Source organism: Pseudomonas sp. P179 (assembly GCF_000478485.2).
Lineage (GTDB): Bacteria > Pseudomonadota > Gammaproteobacteria > Pseudomonadales > Pseudomonadaceae > Pseudomonas > Pseudomonas aeruginosa.
Window position 1 is genome coordinate 2516491 of record NZ_KI517354.1, and the last position, 18766, is coordinate 2535256.

General features: G+C 62.8%; 19 protein-coding genes. 3 read left to right on the forward strand and 16 right to left on the reverse strand.

All coding sequences use genetic code 11. The annotated features are described in order from the left end of the window. Nucleotides 1-36 precede the first annotated feature (36 nt). Together HMPREF1224_RS24175 and coq7 are read left to right on the forward strand one after the other, a co-directional pair. Nucleotides 37-375: a histidine triad nucleotide-binding protein gene (locus HMPREF1224_RS24175; protein WP_003085225.1), complete on the forward strand. Its 339-nt coding sequence runs from the start codon at nucleotides 37-39 to the stop codon at nucleotides 373-375. A gap of 99 nt (nucleotides 376-474) precedes the next feature. Further along, nucleotides 475-1122 carry a 2-polyprenyl-3-methyl-6-methoxy-1,4-benzoquinone monooxygenase gene (coq7, locus tag HMPREF1224_RS24180; RefSeq protein WP_003085224.1) on the forward strand — a complete coding sequence of 216 codons (648 nt, stop codon included), beginning with the start codon at nucleotides 475-477 and terminating at the stop codon, nucleotides 1120-1122. Nucleotides 1123-1176: 54 nt separating this feature from the next. Here the strand turns inward: coq7 and speD are convergent, their stop codons facing one another. Both speD and HMPREF1224_RS24190 read right to left on the reverse strand, forming a co-directional pair. Further along, a complete protein-coding gene (gene speD, locus HMPREF1224_RS24185) occupies nucleotides 1177-1971 on the reverse strand; it encodes an adenosylmethionine decarboxylase (RefSeq protein WP_003101641.1) in 795 nt (264 codons plus the stop codon). Between the two features lie 319 nt (nucleotides 1972-2290). Further along, nucleotides 2291-2713 (reverse strand): OsmC family protein, encoded by a 423-nt coding sequence (locus HMPREF1224_RS24190; protein WP_003085219.1) that lies wholly within the window; start codon nucleotides 2711-2713, stop codon nucleotides 2291-2293. Between the two features lie 271 nt (nucleotides 2714-2984). Between HMPREF1224_RS24190 and crp the strand changes: the two genes are divergently transcribed. Next, on the forward strand, nucleotides 2985-3629 hold the full coding sequence (crp, locus tag HMPREF1224_RS24195; RefSeq protein WP_003085214.1) for a cAMP-activated global transcriptional regulator CRP: 645 nt from the start codon (nucleotides 2985-2987) through the stop codon (nucleotides 3627-3629). 61 nt (nucleotides 3630-3690) lie between these two features. Here crp and trpC read toward each other — a convergent pair whose 3' ends face one another. From trpC to HMPREF1224_RS24260, 14 genes are all read right to left on the reverse strand, one after another. Next, nucleotides 3691-4527 (reverse strand): indole-3-glycerol phosphate synthase TrpC, encoded by an 837-nt coding sequence (gene trpC, locus HMPREF1224_RS24200; protein WP_003113174.1) that lies wholly within the window; start codon nucleotides 4525-4527, stop codon nucleotides 3691-3693. Next, nucleotides 4524-5573, reverse strand: coding sequence for an anthranilate phosphoribosyltransferase (trpD, locus tag HMPREF1224_RS24205; protein WP_003085203.1), 1050 nt, complete (start codon nucleotides 5571-5573; stop codon nucleotides 4524-4526). The genes trpC and trpD overlap by 4 nt, the downstream gene beginning before the upstream one ends. 1 nt (nucleotide 5574) lies before the next feature. After that, nucleotides 5575-6180, reverse strand: coding sequence for an aminodeoxychorismate/anthranilate synthase component II (locus tag HMPREF1224_RS24210; RefSeq protein WP_003085194.1), 606 nt, complete (start codon nucleotides 6178-6180; stop codon nucleotides 5575-5577). 418 nt (nucleotides 6181-6598) lie between these two features. Then, nucleotides 6599-6829 (reverse strand): hypothetical protein, encoded by a 231-nt coding sequence (locus HMPREF1224_RS24215; protein WP_003118930.1) that lies wholly within the window; start codon nucleotides 6827-6829, stop codon nucleotides 6599-6601. Then, nucleotides 6826-7128 carry a hypothetical protein gene (locus HMPREF1224_RS24220; protein WP_003113177.1) on the reverse strand — a complete coding sequence of 101 codons (303 nt, stop codon included), beginning with the start codon at nucleotides 7126-7128 and terminating at the stop codon, nucleotides 6826-6828. Before HMPREF1224_RS24220 ends, HMPREF1224_RS24215 begins: the two co-directional genes overlap by 4 nt. Further along, the gene (locus tag HMPREF1224_RS24225; RefSeq protein WP_010793481.1) at nucleotides 7128-8180 is read right to left on the reverse strand and encodes a pyocin knob domain-containing protein; all 1053 of its coding nucleotides are present in this window, start codon (nucleotides 8178-8180) and stop codon (nucleotides 7128-7130) included. Before HMPREF1224_RS24225 ends, HMPREF1224_RS24220 begins: the two co-directional genes overlap by 1 nt. Nucleotides 8181-9137: 957 nt before the next feature. Next, the gene (locus HMPREF1224_RS24230) at nucleotides 9138-10442 is read right to left on the reverse strand and encodes an IS1380-like element ISPa33 family transposase (RefSeq protein WP_010793081.1); all 1305 of its coding nucleotides are present in this window, start codon (nucleotides 10440-10442) and stop codon (nucleotides 9138-9140) included. A 79-nt stretch (nucleotides 10443-10521) separates the two neighbouring features. Continuing rightward, on the reverse strand, nucleotides 10522-10731 hold the full coding sequence (locus HMPREF1224_RS45380; RefSeq protein WP_155951714.1) for a hypothetical protein: 210 nt from the start codon (nucleotides 10729-10731) through the stop codon (nucleotides 10522-10524). Then, nucleotides 10731-14384, reverse strand: a complete 3654-nt coding sequence (locus HMPREF1224_RS24235; RefSeq protein WP_010793483.1) for a TipJ family phage tail tip protein — start codon at nucleotides 14382-14384, stop codon at nucleotides 10731-10733. Before HMPREF1224_RS24235 ends, HMPREF1224_RS45380 begins: the two co-directional genes overlap by 1 nt. Before the next feature lie 58 nt (nucleotides 14385-14442). Continuing rightward, nucleotides 14443-15045: a tail assembly protein gene (locus HMPREF1224_RS24240; RefSeq protein ID WP_003113183.1), complete on the reverse strand. Its 603-nt coding sequence runs from the start codon at nucleotides 15043-15045 to the stop codon at nucleotides 14443-14445. Nucleotides 15046-15099: 54 nt separating this feature from the next. Beyond that, on the reverse strand, nucleotides 15100-15870 hold the full coding sequence (locus HMPREF1224_RS24245; protein WP_003113184.1) for a C40 family peptidase: 771 nt from the start codon (nucleotides 15868-15870) through the stop codon (nucleotides 15100-15102). A gap of 2 nt (nucleotides 15871-15872) precedes the next feature. Next, a complete protein-coding gene (locus tag HMPREF1224_RS24250) occupies nucleotides 15873-16568 on the reverse strand; it encodes a phage minor tail protein L (RefSeq protein ID WP_010793484.1) in 696 nt (231 codons plus the stop codon). Between the two features lie 7 nt (nucleotides 16569-16575). Next, nucleotides 16576-16917 carry a phage tail protein gene (locus tag HMPREF1224_RS24255; RefSeq protein WP_003113186.1) on the reverse strand — a complete coding sequence of 114 codons (342 nt, stop codon included), beginning with the start codon at nucleotides 16915-16917 and terminating at the stop codon, nucleotides 16576-16578. Next, on the reverse strand, nucleotides 16910-18745 hold the full coding sequence (locus HMPREF1224_RS24260; RefSeq protein ID WP_003113187.1) for a phage tail tape measure protein: 1836 nt from the start codon (nucleotides 18743-18745) through the stop codon (nucleotides 16910-16912). The genes HMPREF1224_RS24255 and HMPREF1224_RS24260 overlap by 8 nt, the downstream gene beginning before the upstream one ends. Nucleotides 18746-18766: the final 21 nt, after the last annotated feature.

Genomic DNA, 18766 nt, shown 5'->3' on the forward strand with positions numbered 1-18766 from the left:
CACTCGGGAAAGCACCCGAGGCCGGAGGAATCGCCCATGGACTGTCTGTTCTGCAAGATCGTGGCGGGGGAAGTTCCCGCGCGCAAGTTCTACGAAGACGAGGAAGTTGTCGCGTTTCACGATATCGGCCCGCAGGCGCCGGTGCACTTCCTGGTCATCCCGAAAAGGCACATTCCCACCCTCGAGCACCTGACCGAGGCAGACCGGCCGCTGGCAGGCCATATCCTCTTCACCGCCCAGCGCCTGGCCCGGGAGCAGGGCTGCGAGGAAGGCTTCCGTGTGGTGATGAACTGCAACGACCTTGGCGGGCAGACCGTGCACCACATCCACATGCACGTGCTGGGTCAACGCCAGATGCACTGGCCGCCGGGCTGAGTCCCTGCTGGCGCTGCGACATCGCAGCCCGTCCGCAACATCCTGCTATCAGCGCACTTCCGGTAAACTGGTGCGATCTTTCGTTTCCGGAGGTGCGCCATGTCCGCCGACCGCCACTATTCGCCCATCGACCGTTTCCTGCTGCAGGCCGACTCCGCCCTGCGCACCCTGCTGCCGTTCAGCGGCCAGCCGGCGCGACCGTCGCCGGCCATCGTGGAACCCGATGGCGAACTGAGCGAGGAAGACACCCGCCATATCGCCGGCCTGATGCGCATCAACCACACCGGCGAGGTCTGCGCCCAGGCGCTGTACCAGGGCCAGTCGCTGACCGCCAAGCTGCCCGAGGTCCGCGAGGCGATGGAGGAAGCCGCCGAGGAGGAGATCGACCACCTGGCCTGGTGCGAGCAACGCATCCGCCAGTTGGGCAGCCGTCCCAGCGTCCTCAATCCGATCTTCTACGGCCTGTCCTTCGGCGTCGGTGCCGCCGCCGGGCTGGTCAGCGACCGGGTCAGCCTGGGCTTCGTCGCCGCCACCGAAGACCAGGTGTGCAAGCATCTGGACGAACACCTGGCGCAGATTCCCCAGGAGGATCGGAAATCCCGTGCCATCCTCGAGCAGATGCGTATCGACGAGGAACAGCATTCGAGCAACGCCCTGGCCGCCGGCGGCCTGCGCTTCCCGGCACCGGTGAAGCTGGGCATGAGCCTGCTGGCGAAGGTGATGACCAAGAGCACCTACCGCATCTGAATCGCACGCATGAAAAAGCCCGCTCGAAGCGGGCTTTTTCTTCCTCGTGTGCGATCAGCGCGGCATGTTGCGCGCGTAGAAGATCTCCAGCATTTCGTGCTTGAGCCGTTCCGTGACCTGCTCACGCTGTTCCGCCGAGAGCGTCCGGGTAGCGTCGCCGAACAGGTAGTTCTCCAGTTCGAAGTCCTTGAGCAGCATCTTGGTGTGGAACAGGTTCTCCTGGTACACGTTCACGTCGGTCATCTGGTAGGCCTCGCGCGTGTCGTCGGAGAGATAGTTCTGGATCGAGTTGATCTCGTGGTCGATGAAATGCTTGCGCCCCTCGATGTCGCGGGTGAAGCCGCGGACCCGATAGTCGACCGTGACGATGTCCGAGTCGAACTGGTGGATCAGGTAGTTCAGGGCCTTCAGCGGGGAGATCACTCCGCAGGTGGACACATCGATGTCCACGCGGAAGGTCGCGATGCCGTCCACCGGATGGATTTCCGGGTAGGTATGCACGGTGATGTGGCTCTTGTCCAGGTGCGCCAGGATGGTGTCCGGCAGCGGGCCCGGGGACTCTTCGATCTGGCTGTCGGTCGGAGTGACCGGCTGCTCGGAGATCAGGATGGTCACGCTGGCGCCCTGGGGGTCGTAGTCCTGACGCGCGATGTTCAGGATATTGGCGCCGATGATGTCGACAACATCGGTAAGAATCTGCGTCAGACGCTCCGCGTCATACTCTTCGTCGATGTACTGCACGTAGGCCTGGAGGTCTTCGGGCGTCTCGGCGTAGCAGATGTCGTAGATGTTGAAGCTCAAGGTCTTCGTCAGGTTGTTGAACCCGTGGAGCTTGAGTTTGCTTTTCACCGTGGGGAACTCTCTCGGTTGCTTGCGGCTCTGCCGCAGGGTTGGGGCATGCCCGTCAGATGCGAACGACGCACCTGCGTAGGACGGTTAACACCTCTTCGCGATGGCGATTGTGGTTTGTTGAGTTGCACGGGCGCCGGCTGGCGCCATTGGTCACCCGACCGGGATGGCTCGGGAAACGTCTATCAGAGCGGAAGAATCTTCCGAACTGAACGGCCGCCCGACGGAATCGCGCGGCACGAAAAAAGGGGCGCATTATGCAGAGCCAATCAAGCCTCCGCCAGAGTTTGCGCCCCTTTTATGATGACCGGATGTCGTCTCAGCCGAGTTCGACGATCTCGTAGTCGTGGGTGATCTCCACCCCGCCGCGACCGAGCATGATCGACGCCGAGCAGTATTTCTCCGCCGACAGCTCCACCGCGCGCTTGACCTGGGCCTCCTTGAGACCGCGGCCCTTGACCACGAAGTGCACGTGGATCTTCGTGAACACCTTGGGCTCCTCGTCGGCCCTTTCGGCCTCGAGGAAGGCTTCGCAGCTCTCCACCGGCTGGCGCGCCTTCTTCAGGATGCTGACCACATCGAAGTTGGTGCAGCCGCCGAGGCCGATCAGGACCATCTCCATAGGGCGCACCCCGAGGTTGCGTCCGCCATGGTCCGGCGGACCGTCCATGACCACCACGTGGCCGCTACCGGACTCGCCGAGGAACATCGCCTCGCCCGCCCACTGGATACGCGCTTTCATCGTTCAGACTCCCGCCGGCAAAGGGCGCCAGCTTAGCACAGGGCCCAAGGACAGTACGGGATCACAGTCCTGATAGCTGCGTCGCAAAATCACATCGACCTTCATGGTCCGTCTGTTAAGCTGGACGCGGTTTACTGGCACACTTCCTGATCTGCCCGGTTGGGGGGAGCTCTCCGCTGAGCTCCCGGGCCCTGGCAGGTCTCTCCATAAGAACTCAAAAAAACATCGCCTTGTACGTCAGGCATATTCTTTATTCTTTCGGGACTCGGGCATGGTAGCTATTACCCACACACCCAAACTCAAACACCTAGACAAGCTGCTCGCACACTGTCACCGCCGCCGCTACACCGCAAAGAGCACCATCATCTATGCCGGCGATCGCTGCGAAACGCTGTTCTTCATCATCAAGGGTTCGGTCACCATCCTCATCGAGGACGACGACGGCCGCGAAATGATCATCGGCTACCTCAACAGCGGTGATTTCTTCGGCGAGCTGGGATTGTTCGAAAAGGAAGGCAGCGAACAGGAACGCAGCGCCTGGGTTCGTGCCAAGGTGGAATGCGAAGTCGCCGAGATCAGCTATGCGAAGTTCCGCGAACTGTCGCAGCAGGACTCGGAGATCCTCTACACCCTCGGCAGCCAGATGGCCGACCGCCTGCGCAAGACCACCCGCAAGGTGGGCGACCTGGCCTTCCTCGACGTCACCGGACGCGTCGCCCGCACCTTGCTGGACCTGTGCCAGCAACCGGACGCCATGACCCACCCGGACGGCATGCAGATCAAGATCACCCGCCAGGAGATCGGCCGGATCGTCGGCTGCTCGCGGGAAATGGTCGGACGCGTGCTGAAGAGCCTGGAGGAGCAGGGCCTGGTGCATGTGAAAGGAAAGACCATGGTGGTCTTCGGCACCCGCTGAACAGCACCCATGAAAAAGGCCGGTCGCAACCGGCCTTTTTCATGGGGTTCGACAGCGCGGATCAGTCAGGATCGGCGCCCAGCACCACAGCACCACGCTCCTGGAAGAACAGGCGCTTCAGCTCGAGGCCAGGATCGTCGGCCCGCATGAACGCCTCGCCAACCAGGAAGGCGTAGACCTCGCTGACTTCCATCAGCTCCACGTCGGCCCGGTTGAGAATACCGCTCTCGGTGACCACCAGGCGGTCGCGGGGAATTTCCGGCAACAGGTCGAGGGTGGTTTCCAGGCTCACCTCGAAGGTGTGCAGGTTGCGGTTGTTGATGCCCACCAACGGCGTGTCCAGGGTCTTCAGTGCACGTTCCAGCTCGGTGCCGTCATGCACTTCGACCAGTACGTCGAGACCGACCGACTTGGCAGTCGCCGCCAGTTCGGCCATCAGCACGTCGTCCAGCGCCGAGACGATCAGCAGGATGCAGTCGGCACCGATCGCCCGCGCCTCGACGATCTGGTACGGATCGATCATGAAGTCCTTGCGGATCACCGGCAGCGCACAGGCGGCCCGCGCTTCCTTCAGATAGGCATCGGCGCCCTGGAAGAAGTCCACGTCGGTGAGCACCGACAGGCACGCCGCGCCACCCGCCTCGTAGCTGCGGGCGATCTCCGCCGGGACGAAGTGTTCGCGCAGCACGCCCTTGCTCGGCGATGCCTTCTTGATCTCGGCGATCACTGCCGGCTCCTTGCGCTTGGCCCGCTCCAGCAGGGCATTGGCGAAGCCGCGCGGCGCATCGGCGCTACGCGCCAGCCGCTCGACCTCGGCCAGGTTGACGCGCGCACGGCGCTCGGCGACCTCCTCGGCCTTGCGGGCGAGGATCTTCTGCAGAACCGTCGGCACACTCACTGTGCGTTCTCCTCTCTGTAAACGGCGGTGAAGGCCACCAGTTCGTCCATCTTCTCCCGTGCCAGCCCGGTGTGCAGGGCATCGTGGGCCAGTTGAATGCCCTCGTGCAGGCTGGTCGCCAGATCGGCAGCGTACAGTGCCGGGCCGGCATTCATCACGATCAGCTCGGCGGCCTTCTGCCCAGCCTCGGTCTTGCGCCGCCCCAAAGCGTCGCGGATCAGTTCCAGCGAGGCCTGCGGACTGTCGACCTCCAGCCCCATCAGGGTCTGGCTCTTGATCCCGAAGTCCTCGGGACGCACTTCGTACTCGCGTACCTCGCCGTCCTTCAACTCGGCAATGTGGGTCGCCGCGGCCAGACTGAACTCGTCCAGCCCGTCGCGCGAATGCACCACCAGCACATGCTCGCTGCCGAGACGCTTGAGCACTTCAGCCAGCGGCTTGCACAGTTCCTGGGTGAACACCCCGACCACCTGGTGCCTGACTCCCGCCGGGTTGGTCAGTGGGCCAAGCATGTTGAACAGAGTCCGCAAGCCCAGCTCGCGGCGCGGACCGGCGGCGTACTTCATCGCCTTGTGGTGGACCTGGGCGAACATGAACCCGACGCCGACGGTGTCGATGCAACGCGCCACCTGTTCGGAGGTCAGTTCCAGGTAGATGCCGGCGGCTTCCAGCAAGTCGGCGCTGCCGCTCTTGCCGGAGACCGCGCGGTTACCGTGTTTGGCGACCTTGCCGCCAGCGGCGGCGACCACGAAGGACGCCGCCGAGGATACGTTGAAGATGTTCGCGCCATCGCCGCCGGTGCCGACCACGTCGACCACATGCTTCAGCGTAGGCAACTGCACACCGTCGGCCAGTTCGCGCATCACCGCCACCGCGCCGACGATCTCGTCGATGGTTTCGCTCTTCATCCGCATGCCCATCAGGAAGGCGCCGATCTGCGCGTCGGTGCACTGCCCGGTCATGATCTGGCGCATGACCGCCTGCATTTCCTCGGTGGTCAGGTCGAGCTGGTTGACGATGCGATTGAGGGCTCCCTTGATATCCATCTCAGTTGCCCTCCCCACGCACACCGCCCTGCTGGCGGAGGAAGTTTGCCAGCAACTCGTGGCCCTGCTCGGTGAGGATGGACTCGGGATGGAACTGCACGCCCTCGACATTCAGGGTCTTGTGGCGTACACCCATGATCTCGTCGAGCGATCCGTCGGCATGTTGGGTCCAGGCGGTGATCTCCAGGCACTCCGGCAGGCTCTCTCGCTTCACCACCAGCGAGTGGTAGCGCGTCACCGTCAGGGGATTGGCCAGGCCGGCGAACACGCCGAGGTTCTTGTGGTGGATCGGGCTGGTCTTGCCGTGCATCACCTGCCGCGCCCGCACCACTTCGCCGCCGAAGGCCTGGCCGATGCTCTGATGGCCAAGGCAGACACCGAGCAGCGGCAGCTTGCCGGCGAAGCGCTCGATAACGGCCAGCGAGACGCCGGCCTCGTTGGGGGTGCAGGGACCGGGGGAAAGGACGATGCGCTCGGGCGCCAGGGCCTCGATCTGTTCCACGCTCAGTTCGTCGTTGCGCACCACCTTGACCTCGGTCTTGAGCTCGCCGAAGTACTGCACCAGGTTGTAGGTGAAGGAGTCGTAGTTATCGATCATCAGCAGCATGCTGGCTGTAACCTCTTGATTTCATTCCTATGCGAATCGCATCACCCGGCTTTCGCCACACCCGTTTCCCGGCGCGCACGCGGAGGAGGGGAGAGTGGAACGTCGGCATTATGCCTGTGGAAAACGGGGGACGCAGGGAGACGTGACCGGCCAGGCCGGCGAAAAAGAAGTCAGGCGCGCCAGCGCCAACGGGCGAATGCCTTGATGAGGGAGGTGATGATGCTGCTGAGGTGGATCACGATAGCGGTCTCACGGAGCCATGTTGGGGAACATAGCCCAGTGGGGAGGATGGGTGCAACAGCGGGATGTCGGAAGAAAGAGGCTTAAGAAGCGGAAATTGTTTACCAAGCAGAGGCCCGACAGTAGCGATCTAAAATGGCGAAGCCTACACGAGGCAGGCTTGCGTCCATCAGCTAGGTCAGATGCGCGGGAGCGGATATCTGGCCTTGATCTCTTCGACCTTGGCAAGCCAGGCGGCGTAATCCGTCTCCACACCTGCACGGATCGAATCGAACTCCACTTCCGTTTTGATCGGATCGCTTTCCAAACGGTAGGCCTCGGCACGTCTGGCCAACACAGCATCATATTCTTGCTGAACCCGCTCTCTGGAAACCTGATCCGGTGTTTTCATCATTTTCCAATCGATCACTTGGGCAACTCCACGGTTCCGTCTTCAACGATATGGATGGGGACAGGGAATTTGGCAGCTTCGCTGTAGCTCCCCCGGATGGGAAACACCAATGTCAGGCATATCTCTCCGCCTGCCCTGGTAACCCTCCCGGAAAAAGGCCCCTCATGGATGGCAGAGGCTGGCAGATATCCCCCCTCCGGTAACTGCGAGAAGTCGTACATGACACCCGAGACGGCTATCGAATCTCCGGAAACCATGACATCCATATCAGTCGAGTCCTCGGGCAGGACTACAACCGGACTGAGTTCGATACGCATCAGTACCACCTCCCCACAGCCATCACCGTAATGGTGTCGTTAGCCCCCAGTGCCTGCGCCGTCGCGAAAGAAACAGAGCTGCTACCGTTGAGATAGGCTCCACGAACCCCCTGCCCTGCAGTGGCAGGCCATCCGCTGGAGGGAATCCAATTGCAGGTCACCCCGGTATTGAAGCCCGTAACGAAGGCAGCTGGTAGCTGTATCACGTTAGCTCCAAACGAAAGGCCCGGTTCGGATCTTGCCGCTGCCATCTGGGTACCATCCGCAAAGCGAACGTACCAGCCGTTGGAAGTTGTCCCGCTCTCCATCACAGCCCCGGTGGGCTTACCCGTAACAAGTCGCCTCGTTACGGTCCCCACGATATTGTCTGTCGTATAAAACCTGACCCATTCCTTCCAGGTTCCATTGGTACAGCTCCTGTACCAAACCTCTGGGAGGTTGGTATTTCTCACGAAGAACAGCTGATAGCGGGTACTGGCGTCGAATACCATCGACAGAGCGACATGGCCGTTCACACCGCTGATATTGTTGTTTCCGAGAGGCACGTTGTAAGTATTGGGGGTTATCGAGAACCATCCGCTTTCGTTCACCGTGTCCATATCCAGGGCCATGGGGGCTTGGGTCTTGGAAACACCTCCCAAAAACCCCAATGCATTGCCTACGGTAGAGGCTCCATTGATAGCACGGCCAACTTCGGTGATCCCCATGTCAGCCTGCGCCTGCGAACCGGTAGACGCTATCGCCCACGGCTTTATGCCCGCAAGGGTCGCCCCCCAGTCCATCGCGATCTGGTTGAAACGATCTGATAGGTCCTTGTCGTAGCCCAGGATCGGCGCCACTGCATAGGGCTGGCCGCTGGCCGTGCTGCCCTGGTAGTTGGGCTTGATCGAGATGACCGTCGAACTGGCGACGTTTGTGACCTCGTACCAACGACCATCGGGCCCGCGAAATGCATCGCCGACCCGGGCATTGGACGAGAACTGTGTGCCAGTACCGGTAACGGTCGGGCTATTTGCGGTCACCGCTACGGTGCCGGTTGAATACCATACCATGAACTTTCCTCATTAAAGAGAGGTAATATCGACAATCATTACGGCGGAATCTCCACCACTGTAGTAAGTTTGGTTTGTCACTCCGCCCTGTAAAAGCCTGTTGTATACCGTTACGCGCTCAACTGTCAGAGTGCTTCCAGAGATTCGAGATGCGCTTGCATCCATCAACTCAATCCGCCATTTCGGCGGAAAGGGAGGCGGAGGATTCGGTGGCGAAGGAGCGGGACCTACTTGAGTAGAATATGACGAAGCCAGAGGGACTATCGCATAGACCCTGCCAGGGGGAAGCTGGTAAGTAGCGACACCTGTTCCCTTGGGGGTGACATACACCCCAACAACTTTCAAGTAATCAAGATCACTATCGAAAGTCACTACATCTGTGGCTGCGTTTCTTAAAACAAGACTGCCAGCAGCGGAAGTTGATGATGGGTCATCGAAAATATAATACGAAACACTCCCCTCGGACTGAGTTGCCACCTTCCAAGAAACTGATGTGCCATTCCTTTGCACCTTCGACAGATACACAAGCTGATTCGAGGATAGCGCCAGTATCGGCAGTCTGCTAGAACTGATCGCGGTGTGCGAGACCACCGCCGAAATGACTCCATTGCCATCATTCGCAGTAGTCACCGCCCCCTTTGCTTTCAGTGCCGTATTTACAAAGCTGTCGTCAATAACGACCGCCCCGCTTGGATTTCTGACAATAACCCGCGCCATTAATAAATCCCATAGACGATACTAATCGACCTTGGCGGAGTCGACCATGACAAGGTATTACCAGACACAGTAATACTAGCCCGGATTTCTCATGAGGCCGGCAGGCGTGGCCGGTGAAGCCTCGGTGTATCAACAACCTGCCTTCCACCGCTAAAAATTGATCGTTTTTTATTCAATTCCCGCGTATGGGGCGCACTGCCCCCTTTCCCCCATTGAGCCGGGCCGGGGGCGCCCGCCTGTTCAGGTCGGCTTGAGGCGGGCAACCAGCCCCGCAAAGAGTTCCTGATGCGGATAGGCCTCGCTGATCAGCACGCGGATGCGCCGGCTGTTGCGAATGATCACCGCACCGATCTTGAGCAGTTTCAAGCGCAGGTTATGGATGCTCATGCGCGCCAATGCGGTGCCCTGGAGATGATCGCGTAGCCGTTCGAACAGCACATAGGCAAAGGCCGACAGCATCAGCCGCCACTGGTTGGTCCACCAGCGTGGGCTGGAGGTGCGGTCGGCGAACAGATCCAACTGTTGGTCCTTGATCCGATTCTCCATGTCGCCACGGCCGCAGTAGTCTTCGTAGTACTGCTGGGCAGCATCCTCGGCAAAGCGGGACACGACGATGAAGCGTGGATTGGCACCCTGCTCGCCATGTTCCAGGCGCGACACGACCAGGCGGCGCCTACGCCAACTACCGGCCTGATAGAGGAAGCGATACACGCCGGACATCTTCTGCCCGGTTTCTTGGTAGGCCTCGGCGACAGCTTGCATGGCCGGCGCCGCCATCCGCTGCAGGCGGGTGTTGCGGGCCAGACCCACCACATAATCCACCTGCTTGCGGTCACACCAGTCGAGCATGCGATGTCGGCAAAAACCGCCGTCACCGCGGAACACGATGCGGGTCTCTGGCCAGAAGCGGCGAATGAACTTGACCAGCAGTGCCAGGATGGCCCAACTGTGTCGGGCGCCATCGATGTTGCTCGGGCGCAAATAGCTCACCAGCAGATGGCGACCACAGAACACATAGAGCGGCAGGAAGCAGTAATGGTCGTAATAGCCATGGAAGAAGCGCCCTTCCTGATCACCATGCACCGGCACATCGGTCGCATCGAAGTCGAGCACGATCTCAGCCGGCGCCTGGTCATGCTGGGCGATGAAGTGCTCCCACAGCAGGCGATGGGCTTGCACCACCGTTTCGCGATCGGCTTGCTGTTCCAGGCGCCCCAGAGTGGATTTGCCGGCCAGCGGTTGCAGGCGGTTGACCGCAGTCTGCAGCGCGTAGTCATGGCGCAGGCCGTCATGATCGTTGAGATCCTCGTAGCCGGCGGCCAGTGCATAGATACGCTGGGCGAGCAGTGTCTGCAGTCCATGCTGGACACGCCCAGGATCACGCCGATCGGGAACGATTTTGGCCAGGCGGCGGGTCAAGCCATGTTGCCGGTCGACCTCGCGCAGCAGCAACAAGCCCGCATCCGAGGTGATGTGACCACCGGTGAAAGAGGCCTCGACGAGGCGGCGAGAGAGGGGTGAAAAGTGGAGTTTTTCTGGTAGCATTTTGTGCGCGGCTGAAGACTTATGGGGCTTTGTTTGGCGACAAGAATCATAAGGCTTTCAGCCGTTTTTGTTTATGCGGTCATGAGAAATCCGGGCTAGGCAGATTGAAGGTGACAAACTCAATATCTGGAATCCATGACCACCAGGGGCTGCCGCCAGAAAACTCTGGAACAACAATACTGCCTGCCGAATTACCAGTTGAGATAATTCCCAACTGTTTGGTAATACGACTCGACAGATCAACCTTAACCCTCCCTGTCAACCTGTCACGAATAATGAATGTCGCCATCAGACTGATATCTCCACAACAACTATATTTGTCGCATTATCAGTAATCGTCCACTTCCCCCCGGTAAAGCGTGACGTTGCGTTTACTGATGATGCATTGAGCTCTATGCCCCCGGTTTTATTTATCTGCCAACCTGTCTGACCAGACACATAGTTGTTCGACTGAATCACGTTGCCGATCTTCGCGTTGGTGATCGATCCGTCCTGAATCATCGCGTTGTTGATGAACATCTGGCCGCCAACGATCGAAACCGGCGCCACGGTCTGCCCGCTGGAACTGTTGAACCAGAGGAACCGATCAGCCTGGAACGCCATGGTCGTCACGCTCGTACCGCTGTCGAAGCCCAGTTGCCAGCCAGCGGCGTACTTCTGCCCGTTGGCATGCGCCTGGAGCCTCACGCTGTAGAGCGCCTTGACGTTGCCATCCAGCGAGGTAACCGCTTGAGAGGTGGTCTGGATGTTCGCCTCGTTGGTATCGGTGCGCGCGCTGACGGTATCCACCCGCTGCCCCAGGGCGCTGTCCGCGTTGGCACGGACGGTCTGTTCGGTGCTGATCGCTGAGGTGTTGCTCGCAACCTGGCCGGTGAGCTGATCCAGGCGCTGGACGGTTACAGCATTGTTCGACGCAACGACCGACTCGACGGTGGCGATCCTGCCTTCCGCCGTCCCGGTCCGCGCCTCCAACAAGCTGGTTCGCTTCGCCTGCGCTTCGTTCTCGTTCGCCCGCACGGTGACTTCGGTGGCAGCTCGAGCAATGGTGTCCCAGCCCTTCAGCGCATCCGCCTTCTCTCCGGTCGCCGGTTCCCCGCGGGCGGCAGCTTGCAGCACATCCAGATTCGATGCCGCTGCTTCGATCCTGCCGTCGAGTTCGCTGATTTCAGCGGTATGGCTCGCCACCTGCTGCGCCAGCCCGTTGGCGGTTTCCAGCGACTGGCCGATATCGGACCAGTAGGCCGCGTTCGGCGGCGCCGTCTTCGCCGGCACAGCCTTCAGTGCCTGGTACAACCGCTGCCCCTGTCGCACCATGTCGTTCTTCGCGTAGACCTTGGCCGGGTCGTACAGCAGAACGTCGGCGAGGTCGCCGACCTGCTTCTGCAAGCCCCCGATATCCACCTGCATCCGTTCGATATCGGAGAAGAACTGCTGGCCCAGCGCCGACTCGACGTACTCCTGGGTGATCAACTGGTTGTATTCGCTGGCGTCGCTGGAGCTGGTGCCGGTGACCCAGTTCGACCAGGCGCCGACGTTGCCGCTACGGTCGATCAAGCGACCGCGGAACGCCAGCCGTTCGCCGGCCGGTATCGGCGATACCAGGTGGGTATTGCCTGGGTAGGCGAACAGGCCCAGCGCCCGTGCGGTCTCCTCGCTGCCGCCGGGCGTGGCGGACTGCTGGATCTCGGTGTAGGCGGTGTCCGCTGCGCCGCTGGTCGGGAACCCCCACTCCAGGCCGATGCGCCAGGGGCCGGCCACGCAGCGCAGGTAGGCCAGCGCCGGCGGCGGCGTGGTCTTGCCCTCAAGAGCGGTCTCCACACTGCTGGCGTAGACCGAGCCGACCTCCATCACGTTCAAGGCGCGTACCCGCACCAGATAGCGACCGGCATAGATGCCCGGCACGTCGAAACCGAGCGCCGAGGTTCGCGGCACCCGCACCCAGTTGCCCGAGTCCTTGCGCCATTCGGCCTCGTAGGCCACCGCGTTCGGCGCGGCATCCCAGGAGGCCGACAGGCTGGTCACCGCCAACCCCTGGTCGACCTTGGTGAAAGCCTTGATCCGCACGTTCTGCGGCGGCGCCTGCACGCCCGGCGGAATGCTGGTGACCGGCGGCAGCTCGATGCGCGCACCGTTGTCGATGGCGTCGAACTTGCTCGCGTTGTGTTGCAGCGCGGTGATCTCGAAAAGATTGTCCTCCGGCCGGGTGATGCTCATGATGCGGAAGCGCTGGGTGGTCAGGCTGTTGCTCTGCAGCGCCCACTGCCCCTGGGGCCGAGGCGTCTCCGAATAGGCGGCGGTCACGGTCAGCACGCGGCCTACCACCGACTGGACGCTGCGCGCCTCGGCCTTGCCGTTCGGCAGGTTGACCAGCAGGCGATCGCCGGGTCGGGCCTCGACGTCGCGGTCGAGGGTCAGCGCGCGGCCATCCACCGCGCTCAGGCGTCCGCCGATCTGCTTGCCGGACTTGACCGGGTCGGCTACGGCGATGATCTTCCCCGGCGCCAGCCCACGGCCATCCATGCCGGTGCGGAAGGTCACCGCGTCCTGCTCCAGCTCCTCGGTCAGCAGCGCCCACTGGCCACGCCGCTGCGCCTCGCCCTCGGAGGTGCAACCGATCGCGGTGATCTCCAACTGGCTGATGCCGTAGCGGCGCTGCGCGCGGTCATTGTTCACCGCTACCGGTTGGCTCTGGTAACCGTTGCCCGGATTGTCGTAGTTGACCAGGGCCAGGGTGTGGCGATCGCGCTGGCGGCTGCTGCTGTAGTTGAAGTGGCTGCCGTCGTCGCCACGCACGGTGTTCGACGGCGAGAAGGTGTAGGCCTCGTCCTCCGGCATGTCGGATACCGCCACCATTTCCGCGCCGGACCAGTAGGACATGCCGCGGAAGATCGCTGCCAGGTCGCGCAGCACGGTCCAGGCTTCGGCGCGACTCTGCAGGTACAGGTTGCAGCTGAAGCGCGGCTCCTGGCCGCCCTTGCCGTCGGGCACCGACTGGTCGCAGTACTGGGCGATGCGGTACAGCGACCACTTGTCGACCATGCTCGCGTCGATCCGCCGACCGAGGCCGAAGCGCTTGTGCAACACGATGTCGTACCAGTGCCAGGCCGGGTTGCTGGTCCAGGCCGACTTGAACGAGCCGTCCCAGGTGCCGCTGTAGCTACGGGTCTGCGGATCGTAGTTGCTCGGCACCCGCACCCGCCGGCCGCGCGCTTCCACCGATATCTGCGGAATGCTCTGGAACTGGCTGGCATCGAACTCGACGAACAGCAGCGCGGTGTTCGGGTAGCGCAGCTTGGCGTCGATCACCTCGGTGATCGCCTCGACCCGCATGGTGTCGGCGACGCGGTTGTTGTTCTGGTTCGGCGTCAGGCGGCGCACGCGCACCTGCCAGCCGCTCCGCGCCTCCGGCAGGTCGACACGGTGGGAGCGCTCGTAGCGGCTGGTGGACTTGTCGTCCAGCGAAGCCTTCAGCGCTTCCTGCCAGGCACCGCCGTCGACGGCGATGTCGATCGCGTAGTCGATGCGGTAGCCGACCACGTCACCGTTTTCCTGCTGGCGCTGGATGGCCGGCCAGGACAGGCGCAGGCGCACCGCCGAGAGCTGGGTGTTGTTCACCGCGCGGACCCAGGGCGCGTCACTCTTGAGTTCGACGCCGACCGCCAGTTCGTTTTCCACGGCGGGCACACCGGCAATGTGTTCCTGGTCCACCGAGCCCGGACGGAACTCCCAGGTCACTCCGGGGAAGTTCACCGAGCCGTCCGCCGCCAGCAGCGGCGTATCGTCCAGGTAGATCGAACGGCCGTCGACGCCACCGTCGAACTCGCCTTCGCCCAGTGCCAGGAGAATCTTCGCCCGCGCGATCGAGCGCACCGAGTCCGGCATCTCCACCGGCTGGCGCGGCTTCTTGCTGCCACCCTTGTGGCCCGTGATGGTCTTGTTCATGACGTTCCTTCAGGCAAAAAAACGCCCGCGCATGGCGGGCCTGTTACGGCGTTGCCGGCTACAGCCGGTCCTCGGCATAGATGCCGGCGCTGATCACCGCGCCGCCGATGCGGCGCTTGCCGTAGAGCACGCCGACCGGATGGCCCTGGGCGATGGTGTTGACCGGGCCGCCGAAGGCATAGCTGGGGGCGTTCTCGGGGGCCTCGCGGCCCTTCAGGCCCTTGGGTTGGGGACTGAGCATCTGCATGACGCCGCCCGCCAACATGCTGACTCCAGCGGTTACCAGGAACGAACTGGTTCCACCGGAGAAGAACGTCGTGAATCCACCCACGACAATCAAGGCAGCCCCCAGAATCGTCTGGAAAAGCCCCGCCTGCTTGCTCCCGATCACCAACGGCACGATGCGGATATCCTCGCGTCCGCGCATGTCCAGTTGCTCGCCGGACAGGTTGGTACGCCCACGGAACACGGCGAAGGTCAGCCCTTTCGATTCCGCCTCGCGCATGAACGTCTCGAATCCCTCCATGGTGTGCTTCAAGGCACTCATCGCCTCGCGTACCGTGCCGCTTTCCAACAATCGGCCGTGCATGCGGCCGAAGCGCTTGCCCAGAACCCCGTACAGACGGATGGTGGTGAGGCCCTGACTCAGGGTGTCACTCATGGACCTGTTCCTCTCGTGAAGAGCCGATTCCGACGGCTCGCTTGAATATGTCGTTCACTGCGGCATCCGCGTGTGCCGCAAGACCAGGCGCGTGCGTTCGATCCAGGGTCCGCCGAACACGTCGCGGGTCGACAGCCGTCCGTACAGGTGGTGCAGCAGGAACGGTCCGTCGCCGCCGAGCGCCTGGACCGGCTCGCTGTCCAGACGCCAGTCATTGCCCAGGTAGATGCCCGCGTGGTTCGGGTGCAGCGCCCTCCCGACCTGCATCACCAGCATGTCGCCGCGGCGGATTCCGGCCAGCGGCACCGGCCGGAATCCAGCCGCCGCATAGTGCTGCTCGTAGAGGCTCTCGCCGGTTTCCCACCAACCGTCGCGGCGCGGATAGTCCGGAAGCTCCAAACCTGCCTCGCGGCGGTACCAGTCGCGACAGAGGCTCCAGCAGTCGAGCACGCCGTGGGCGAACTCGCGGCCGAGCAGCGGCGCCCGATAGCCCTCCGGCGCTAGATGCGCGACATCGCCTTCCGGCCAGGACAGGATCACCCAGGGCAGACCATGCAGTTCGCAACTGACCCGATCGGCCATGCTCGGCGTGGCCGGAACGTCCGGGTGGCTGTGGACGATGGCCAGGACCTCGCCCTGGTCCTCGGCAGCGCACCAGTCCTGGTGATCGATCACGAAGTGCTCGCTGGGCGATCCGGCTGCGTTGCGACAGGCCACGTAGCGGCGTTGACGCACACCGCGAACGATCAGCCCGCAGCATTCGCGCGGATGCTCGCGGGCGGCGTGTGCGGCGATGGCCCGCTGCAGGCTGCGGCTCAGTTCCATGCTCACATCCTGACCAGGCCGGCGCCGGCGAAGCCGCCGTGGGACAGCGGGTTGTCCGCGCCGAAGCGCAGCTTGCAATCGCTGACCCGGCCGCCGCAGCGGTCCAGCGCCGGATCGTCCACCGGATTGCCGTCGGCATCGAACATCGCCGTACCGGTGTAGTTGCAGTCCTGCCCGCGGTACTCGTTGGTGATGCACCAGTGGCACAGCGAGGTGATCTGGCGCGCCGGGATCTGCTGGCCCTGGAAGTCCGGCGGAGCGGACAGCTCCCAGGTCACCTGGACGCTGTTCTCGGCGGTCTTCTGCTCGAGGAACCAGATGTTCAGGCGCTCCTGGGAGGGGTCGGCCTGCGGGTTGCCTTCGGCGAAGTTGGCCGCATCCAGGTAGTGCGCATAGGTCTCGCGCACGATCAGGCGCGCGCCTACCAGGCCATCGAAGAACAGGCAGAGCGCGCTGATGCTGCCGTCGATGTTGCCCACGCTAAGGGTCGGCGAACTGGCCCGGCCGTCACCGCGCTGCTCGAAGCCGCGCGCCTCCAGTGGCCAAGCTTGGTAGGCGTTGCCCTGCCAGTGGATCGGCCCCTGCTGCAGGTGGCCGTGGAAGCGCAGCATCTCGCCGCCGAACCCGGTGCAATCCAGGTCGAACAGGCGCACCAGCGCACCAGGCTCGAGGGCCTGGTCATCGGCTGTGATGGTCATGCTTACCTCACGGATTGAAGACTTGCTGGAAGGTGGTGTTCAGGGTGAACACGCCGTTGCCGCGCGGCCGCAATTGCCAGCCCTGGGCGCGCACCCGTACCGGTTCGCCAGTGGGCAAGGTCCAGAGGAACGAGCGGTAGCCGCCGTGGCGCTTGAGGAAATCGCGGATCGGGCCGATCAGCGCGAGATCGCCGGTACGCGAAACCTGCCAGGTCTCGCTGAGGTTGTTCAGCCCGTCGCCGAGCGCCTGGCTGTAGCCGCCGCCGTACTGCACCTGACGTACCAGTTGGTTCGCCTGGCCGGCGGAATCGATCGAGATGTCCCAGGTAAAGCGTTCCAGATCAGCCATTCACCATCCTCCATACCAGGCCGCCGGGGCGCAGCTCCTGCGCCACCACGTTGCGCGCGGCATCGTTGATCATTCCCGCCAGCTGCTGTCCCGTACCGTCGTCGCCGCTGGCCGTCGCCGCGCCCTCGCGGCCACCGCCCAGGCTGACGCTGGTGGAGAAATTGAAGACGTTGCCCCCCTCGCCGCCGCCGAGCGCGCGCACGCCGAGCACGCCATCGGAACCGCGACTCAGCGGCATGATGGCTTCCGGCCCACGCTCGCCGATCAGCGCCGGACGACCGCCGGCCATGCTGAACAGCGCCGGCGCGCTCTGGATGCCATCGTTGAAGGCACCGCCCCTGGCGAACCCAGGCATGCCTCCGGCGCGTTGCTTGCTGACCCAATTGGCCATGTCCGAGCCGGTATAGTCGGAAATCCGCGAGCCCGCCGTTGCGCCGCTACCGAAGAACCCGCTGACCGCACCGACGATGCTGCCGATGATCTGCAGCGTCGCCTGCCGCGCGGCGATCCGCGCCATATCCTGGATCACCGAGTCGGCGAAATCCTTGAACGACAGCTTGCCCGTGGTGGCAAAGGTGAACAGGGCGTTCTCCATATTGGTGAAGGCGTTGGTAAACAGCATGTCCATCATTCCCGAGACGTCCTGCGCCTGGTCGCGCAGGCTCGCCCAGGAGGCGTCCATCTGTTCGACCCAACTGCCCACCGGCTTGCCAGCGGCCGAAGCCCCTCCAGCCGAGACCTTGGAACCGTCCCCGGTCTGCCCGGAAGCAGTGGCCACCATCGCGCCGACATCCATCGCCGCTGCCGGCATTGGCGCGGCACCCTGGGCCGCGGGAGCGCCCGCTGCCGCTTGTCCCGCAGCTGCGCGGGCCTTTTCCAGTAGCGAGGTATAGGGCTTCTGGCTGGCCAGTTGCGCCTCGGTGATGCCGGCCTTGCCATTCATCCAGCCGAACAATCCGTCCAGGGCGAGCATTGAAAGCTGCCGCGCGGCGATCCGGGCGACATCGTCGATCACCGTCTTGGCGAAGTTGCTCAAGGACAGCTTTCCGCTAGTGGCGAAATTGAACAGCGACTTCTCGAGCTTCTCCGACGCATTCCTGAACAGCTCGTCGGTCATCCCGGAGATATCCTGCAGGGGCGCGCGGTAGGCGCCCCAGACACTGTTCATCTGCAACAGCCACTGCTTGAAGACCTGCGACTGGAGCGACGGCTGTTCCTTCTCGTCGTCGCCAGCCTTCGCCTGTCCCTTGCCCGCCTTGTCGTCGACCTTGGGCTTCTCGGTACCGACGCTGGCGACCCAGCCAAACAGCCCGTCCAGCAGCATCAGGGTCATCTGCCGCGAGGCGAGGCGCGCAGCATCGGCGTAGGCGGCCTTGCCCACGTTGGCAAGCGACAGCTTGCCGGTCTCGCTGAGATTGAGCAGCGCCTTGTCGAGCTTGTCGGAAGAGTTCTTCAGTAGTGCTTCGTTGAGCTTGGACAGATCCTGGAGTGGTTCGCGATAGCTCTTCCAGGCTTCGCCCAGCTCCTTCTGCCGGGTCTTCCACTCGGCCAGTACCTTGTCCTGGGCGCTCTGCACAGGCTTCTTGGCCTGACCCGCCTGGCGACTGGTCCTGCCCAGCATGTCCAGCGCCTGGTCCAGCACGCTGCTGGCAATCAGTGCCGAACTGTCCAGGCTTTTGCCGATAGCCTTGCCAGCCTTTTCCGCGCGCGCCTCCATGGCGCGCATTTTCTGATCGTTGATCCTGCCAACCTTGTCCATCCCGGCCCTGTACCCTTCGCTGCGAAGGACCAGGTCGAGCGTCAGGCTGCCGTCGGTATTCGTGGCCATGATTCATGTCTTCCAGAAAAA

What these genes read in the sequence shown, in the direction of transcription:
- HMPREF1224_RS24175 (WP_003085225.1), top strand. Translation starts at nt 37, where the DNA reads ATGGACTGTCTGTTCTGCAAGATCGTGGCGGGGGAAGTTCCCGCGCGC.
- coq7 (WP_003085224.1), top strand. Translation starts at nt 475, where the DNA reads ATGTCCGCCGACCGCCACTATTCGCCCATCGACCGTTTCCTGCTGCAG.
- HMPREF1224_RS24190 (WP_003085219.1), bottom strand. Translation starts at nt 2,713, where the DNA reads ATGAAAGCGCGTATCCAGTGGGCGGGCGAGGCGATGTTCCTCGGCGAG.
- crp (WP_003085214.1), top strand. Translation starts at nt 2,985, where the DNA reads ATGGTAGCTATTACCCACACACCCAAACTCAAACACCTAGACAAGCTG.
- trpD (WP_003085203.1), bottom strand. Translation starts at nt 5,573, where the DNA reads ATGGATATCAAGGGAGCCCTCAATCGCATCGTCAACCAGCTCGACCTG.
- HMPREF1224_RS24210 (WP_003085194.1), bottom strand. Translation starts at nt 6,180, where the DNA reads ATGCTGCTGATGATCGATAACTACGACTCCTTCACCTACAACCTGGTG.
- HMPREF1224_RS24220 (WP_003113177.1), bottom strand. Translation starts at nt 7,128, where the DNA reads ATGCGTATCGAACTCAGTCCGGTTGTAGTCCTGCCCGAGGACTCGACT.
- HMPREF1224_RS24225 (WP_010793481.1), bottom strand. Translation starts at nt 8,180, where the DNA reads ATGGTATGGTATTCAACCGGCACCGTAGCGGTGACCGCAAATAGCCCG.
- HMPREF1224_RS24230 (WP_010793081.1), bottom strand. Translation starts at nt 10,442, where the DNA reads ATGCTACCAGAAAAACTCCACTTTTCACCCCTCTCTCGCCGCCTCGTC.
- HMPREF1224_RS45380 (WP_155951714.1), bottom strand. Translation starts at nt 10,731, where the DNA reads ATGGCGACATTCATTATTCGTGACAGGTTGACAGGGAGGGTTAAGGTT.
- HMPREF1224_RS24235 (WP_010793483.1), bottom strand. Translation starts at nt 14,384, where the DNA reads ATGAACAAGACCATCACGGGCCACAAGGGTGGCAGCAAGAAGCCGCGC.
- HMPREF1224_RS24240 (WP_003113183.1), bottom strand. Translation starts at nt 15,045, where the DNA reads ATGAGTGACACCCTGAGTCAGGGCCTCACCACCATCCGTCTGTACGGG.
- HMPREF1224_RS24245 (WP_003113184.1), bottom strand. Translation starts at nt 15,870, where the DNA reads ATGGAACTGAGCCGCAGCCTGCAGCGGGCCATCGCCGCACACGCCGCC.
- HMPREF1224_RS24250 (WP_010793484.1), bottom strand. Translation starts at nt 16,568, where the DNA reads ATGACCATCACAGCCGATGACCAGGCCCTCGAGCCTGGTGCGCTGGTG.
- HMPREF1224_RS24255 (WP_003113186.1), bottom strand. Translation starts at nt 16,917, where the DNA reads ATGGCTGATCTGGAACGCTTTACCTGGGACATCTCGATCGATTCCGCC.
- HMPREF1224_RS24260 (WP_003113187.1), bottom strand. Translation starts at nt 18,745, where the DNA reads ATGGCCACGAATACCGACGGCAGCCTGACGCTCGACCTGGTCCTTCGC.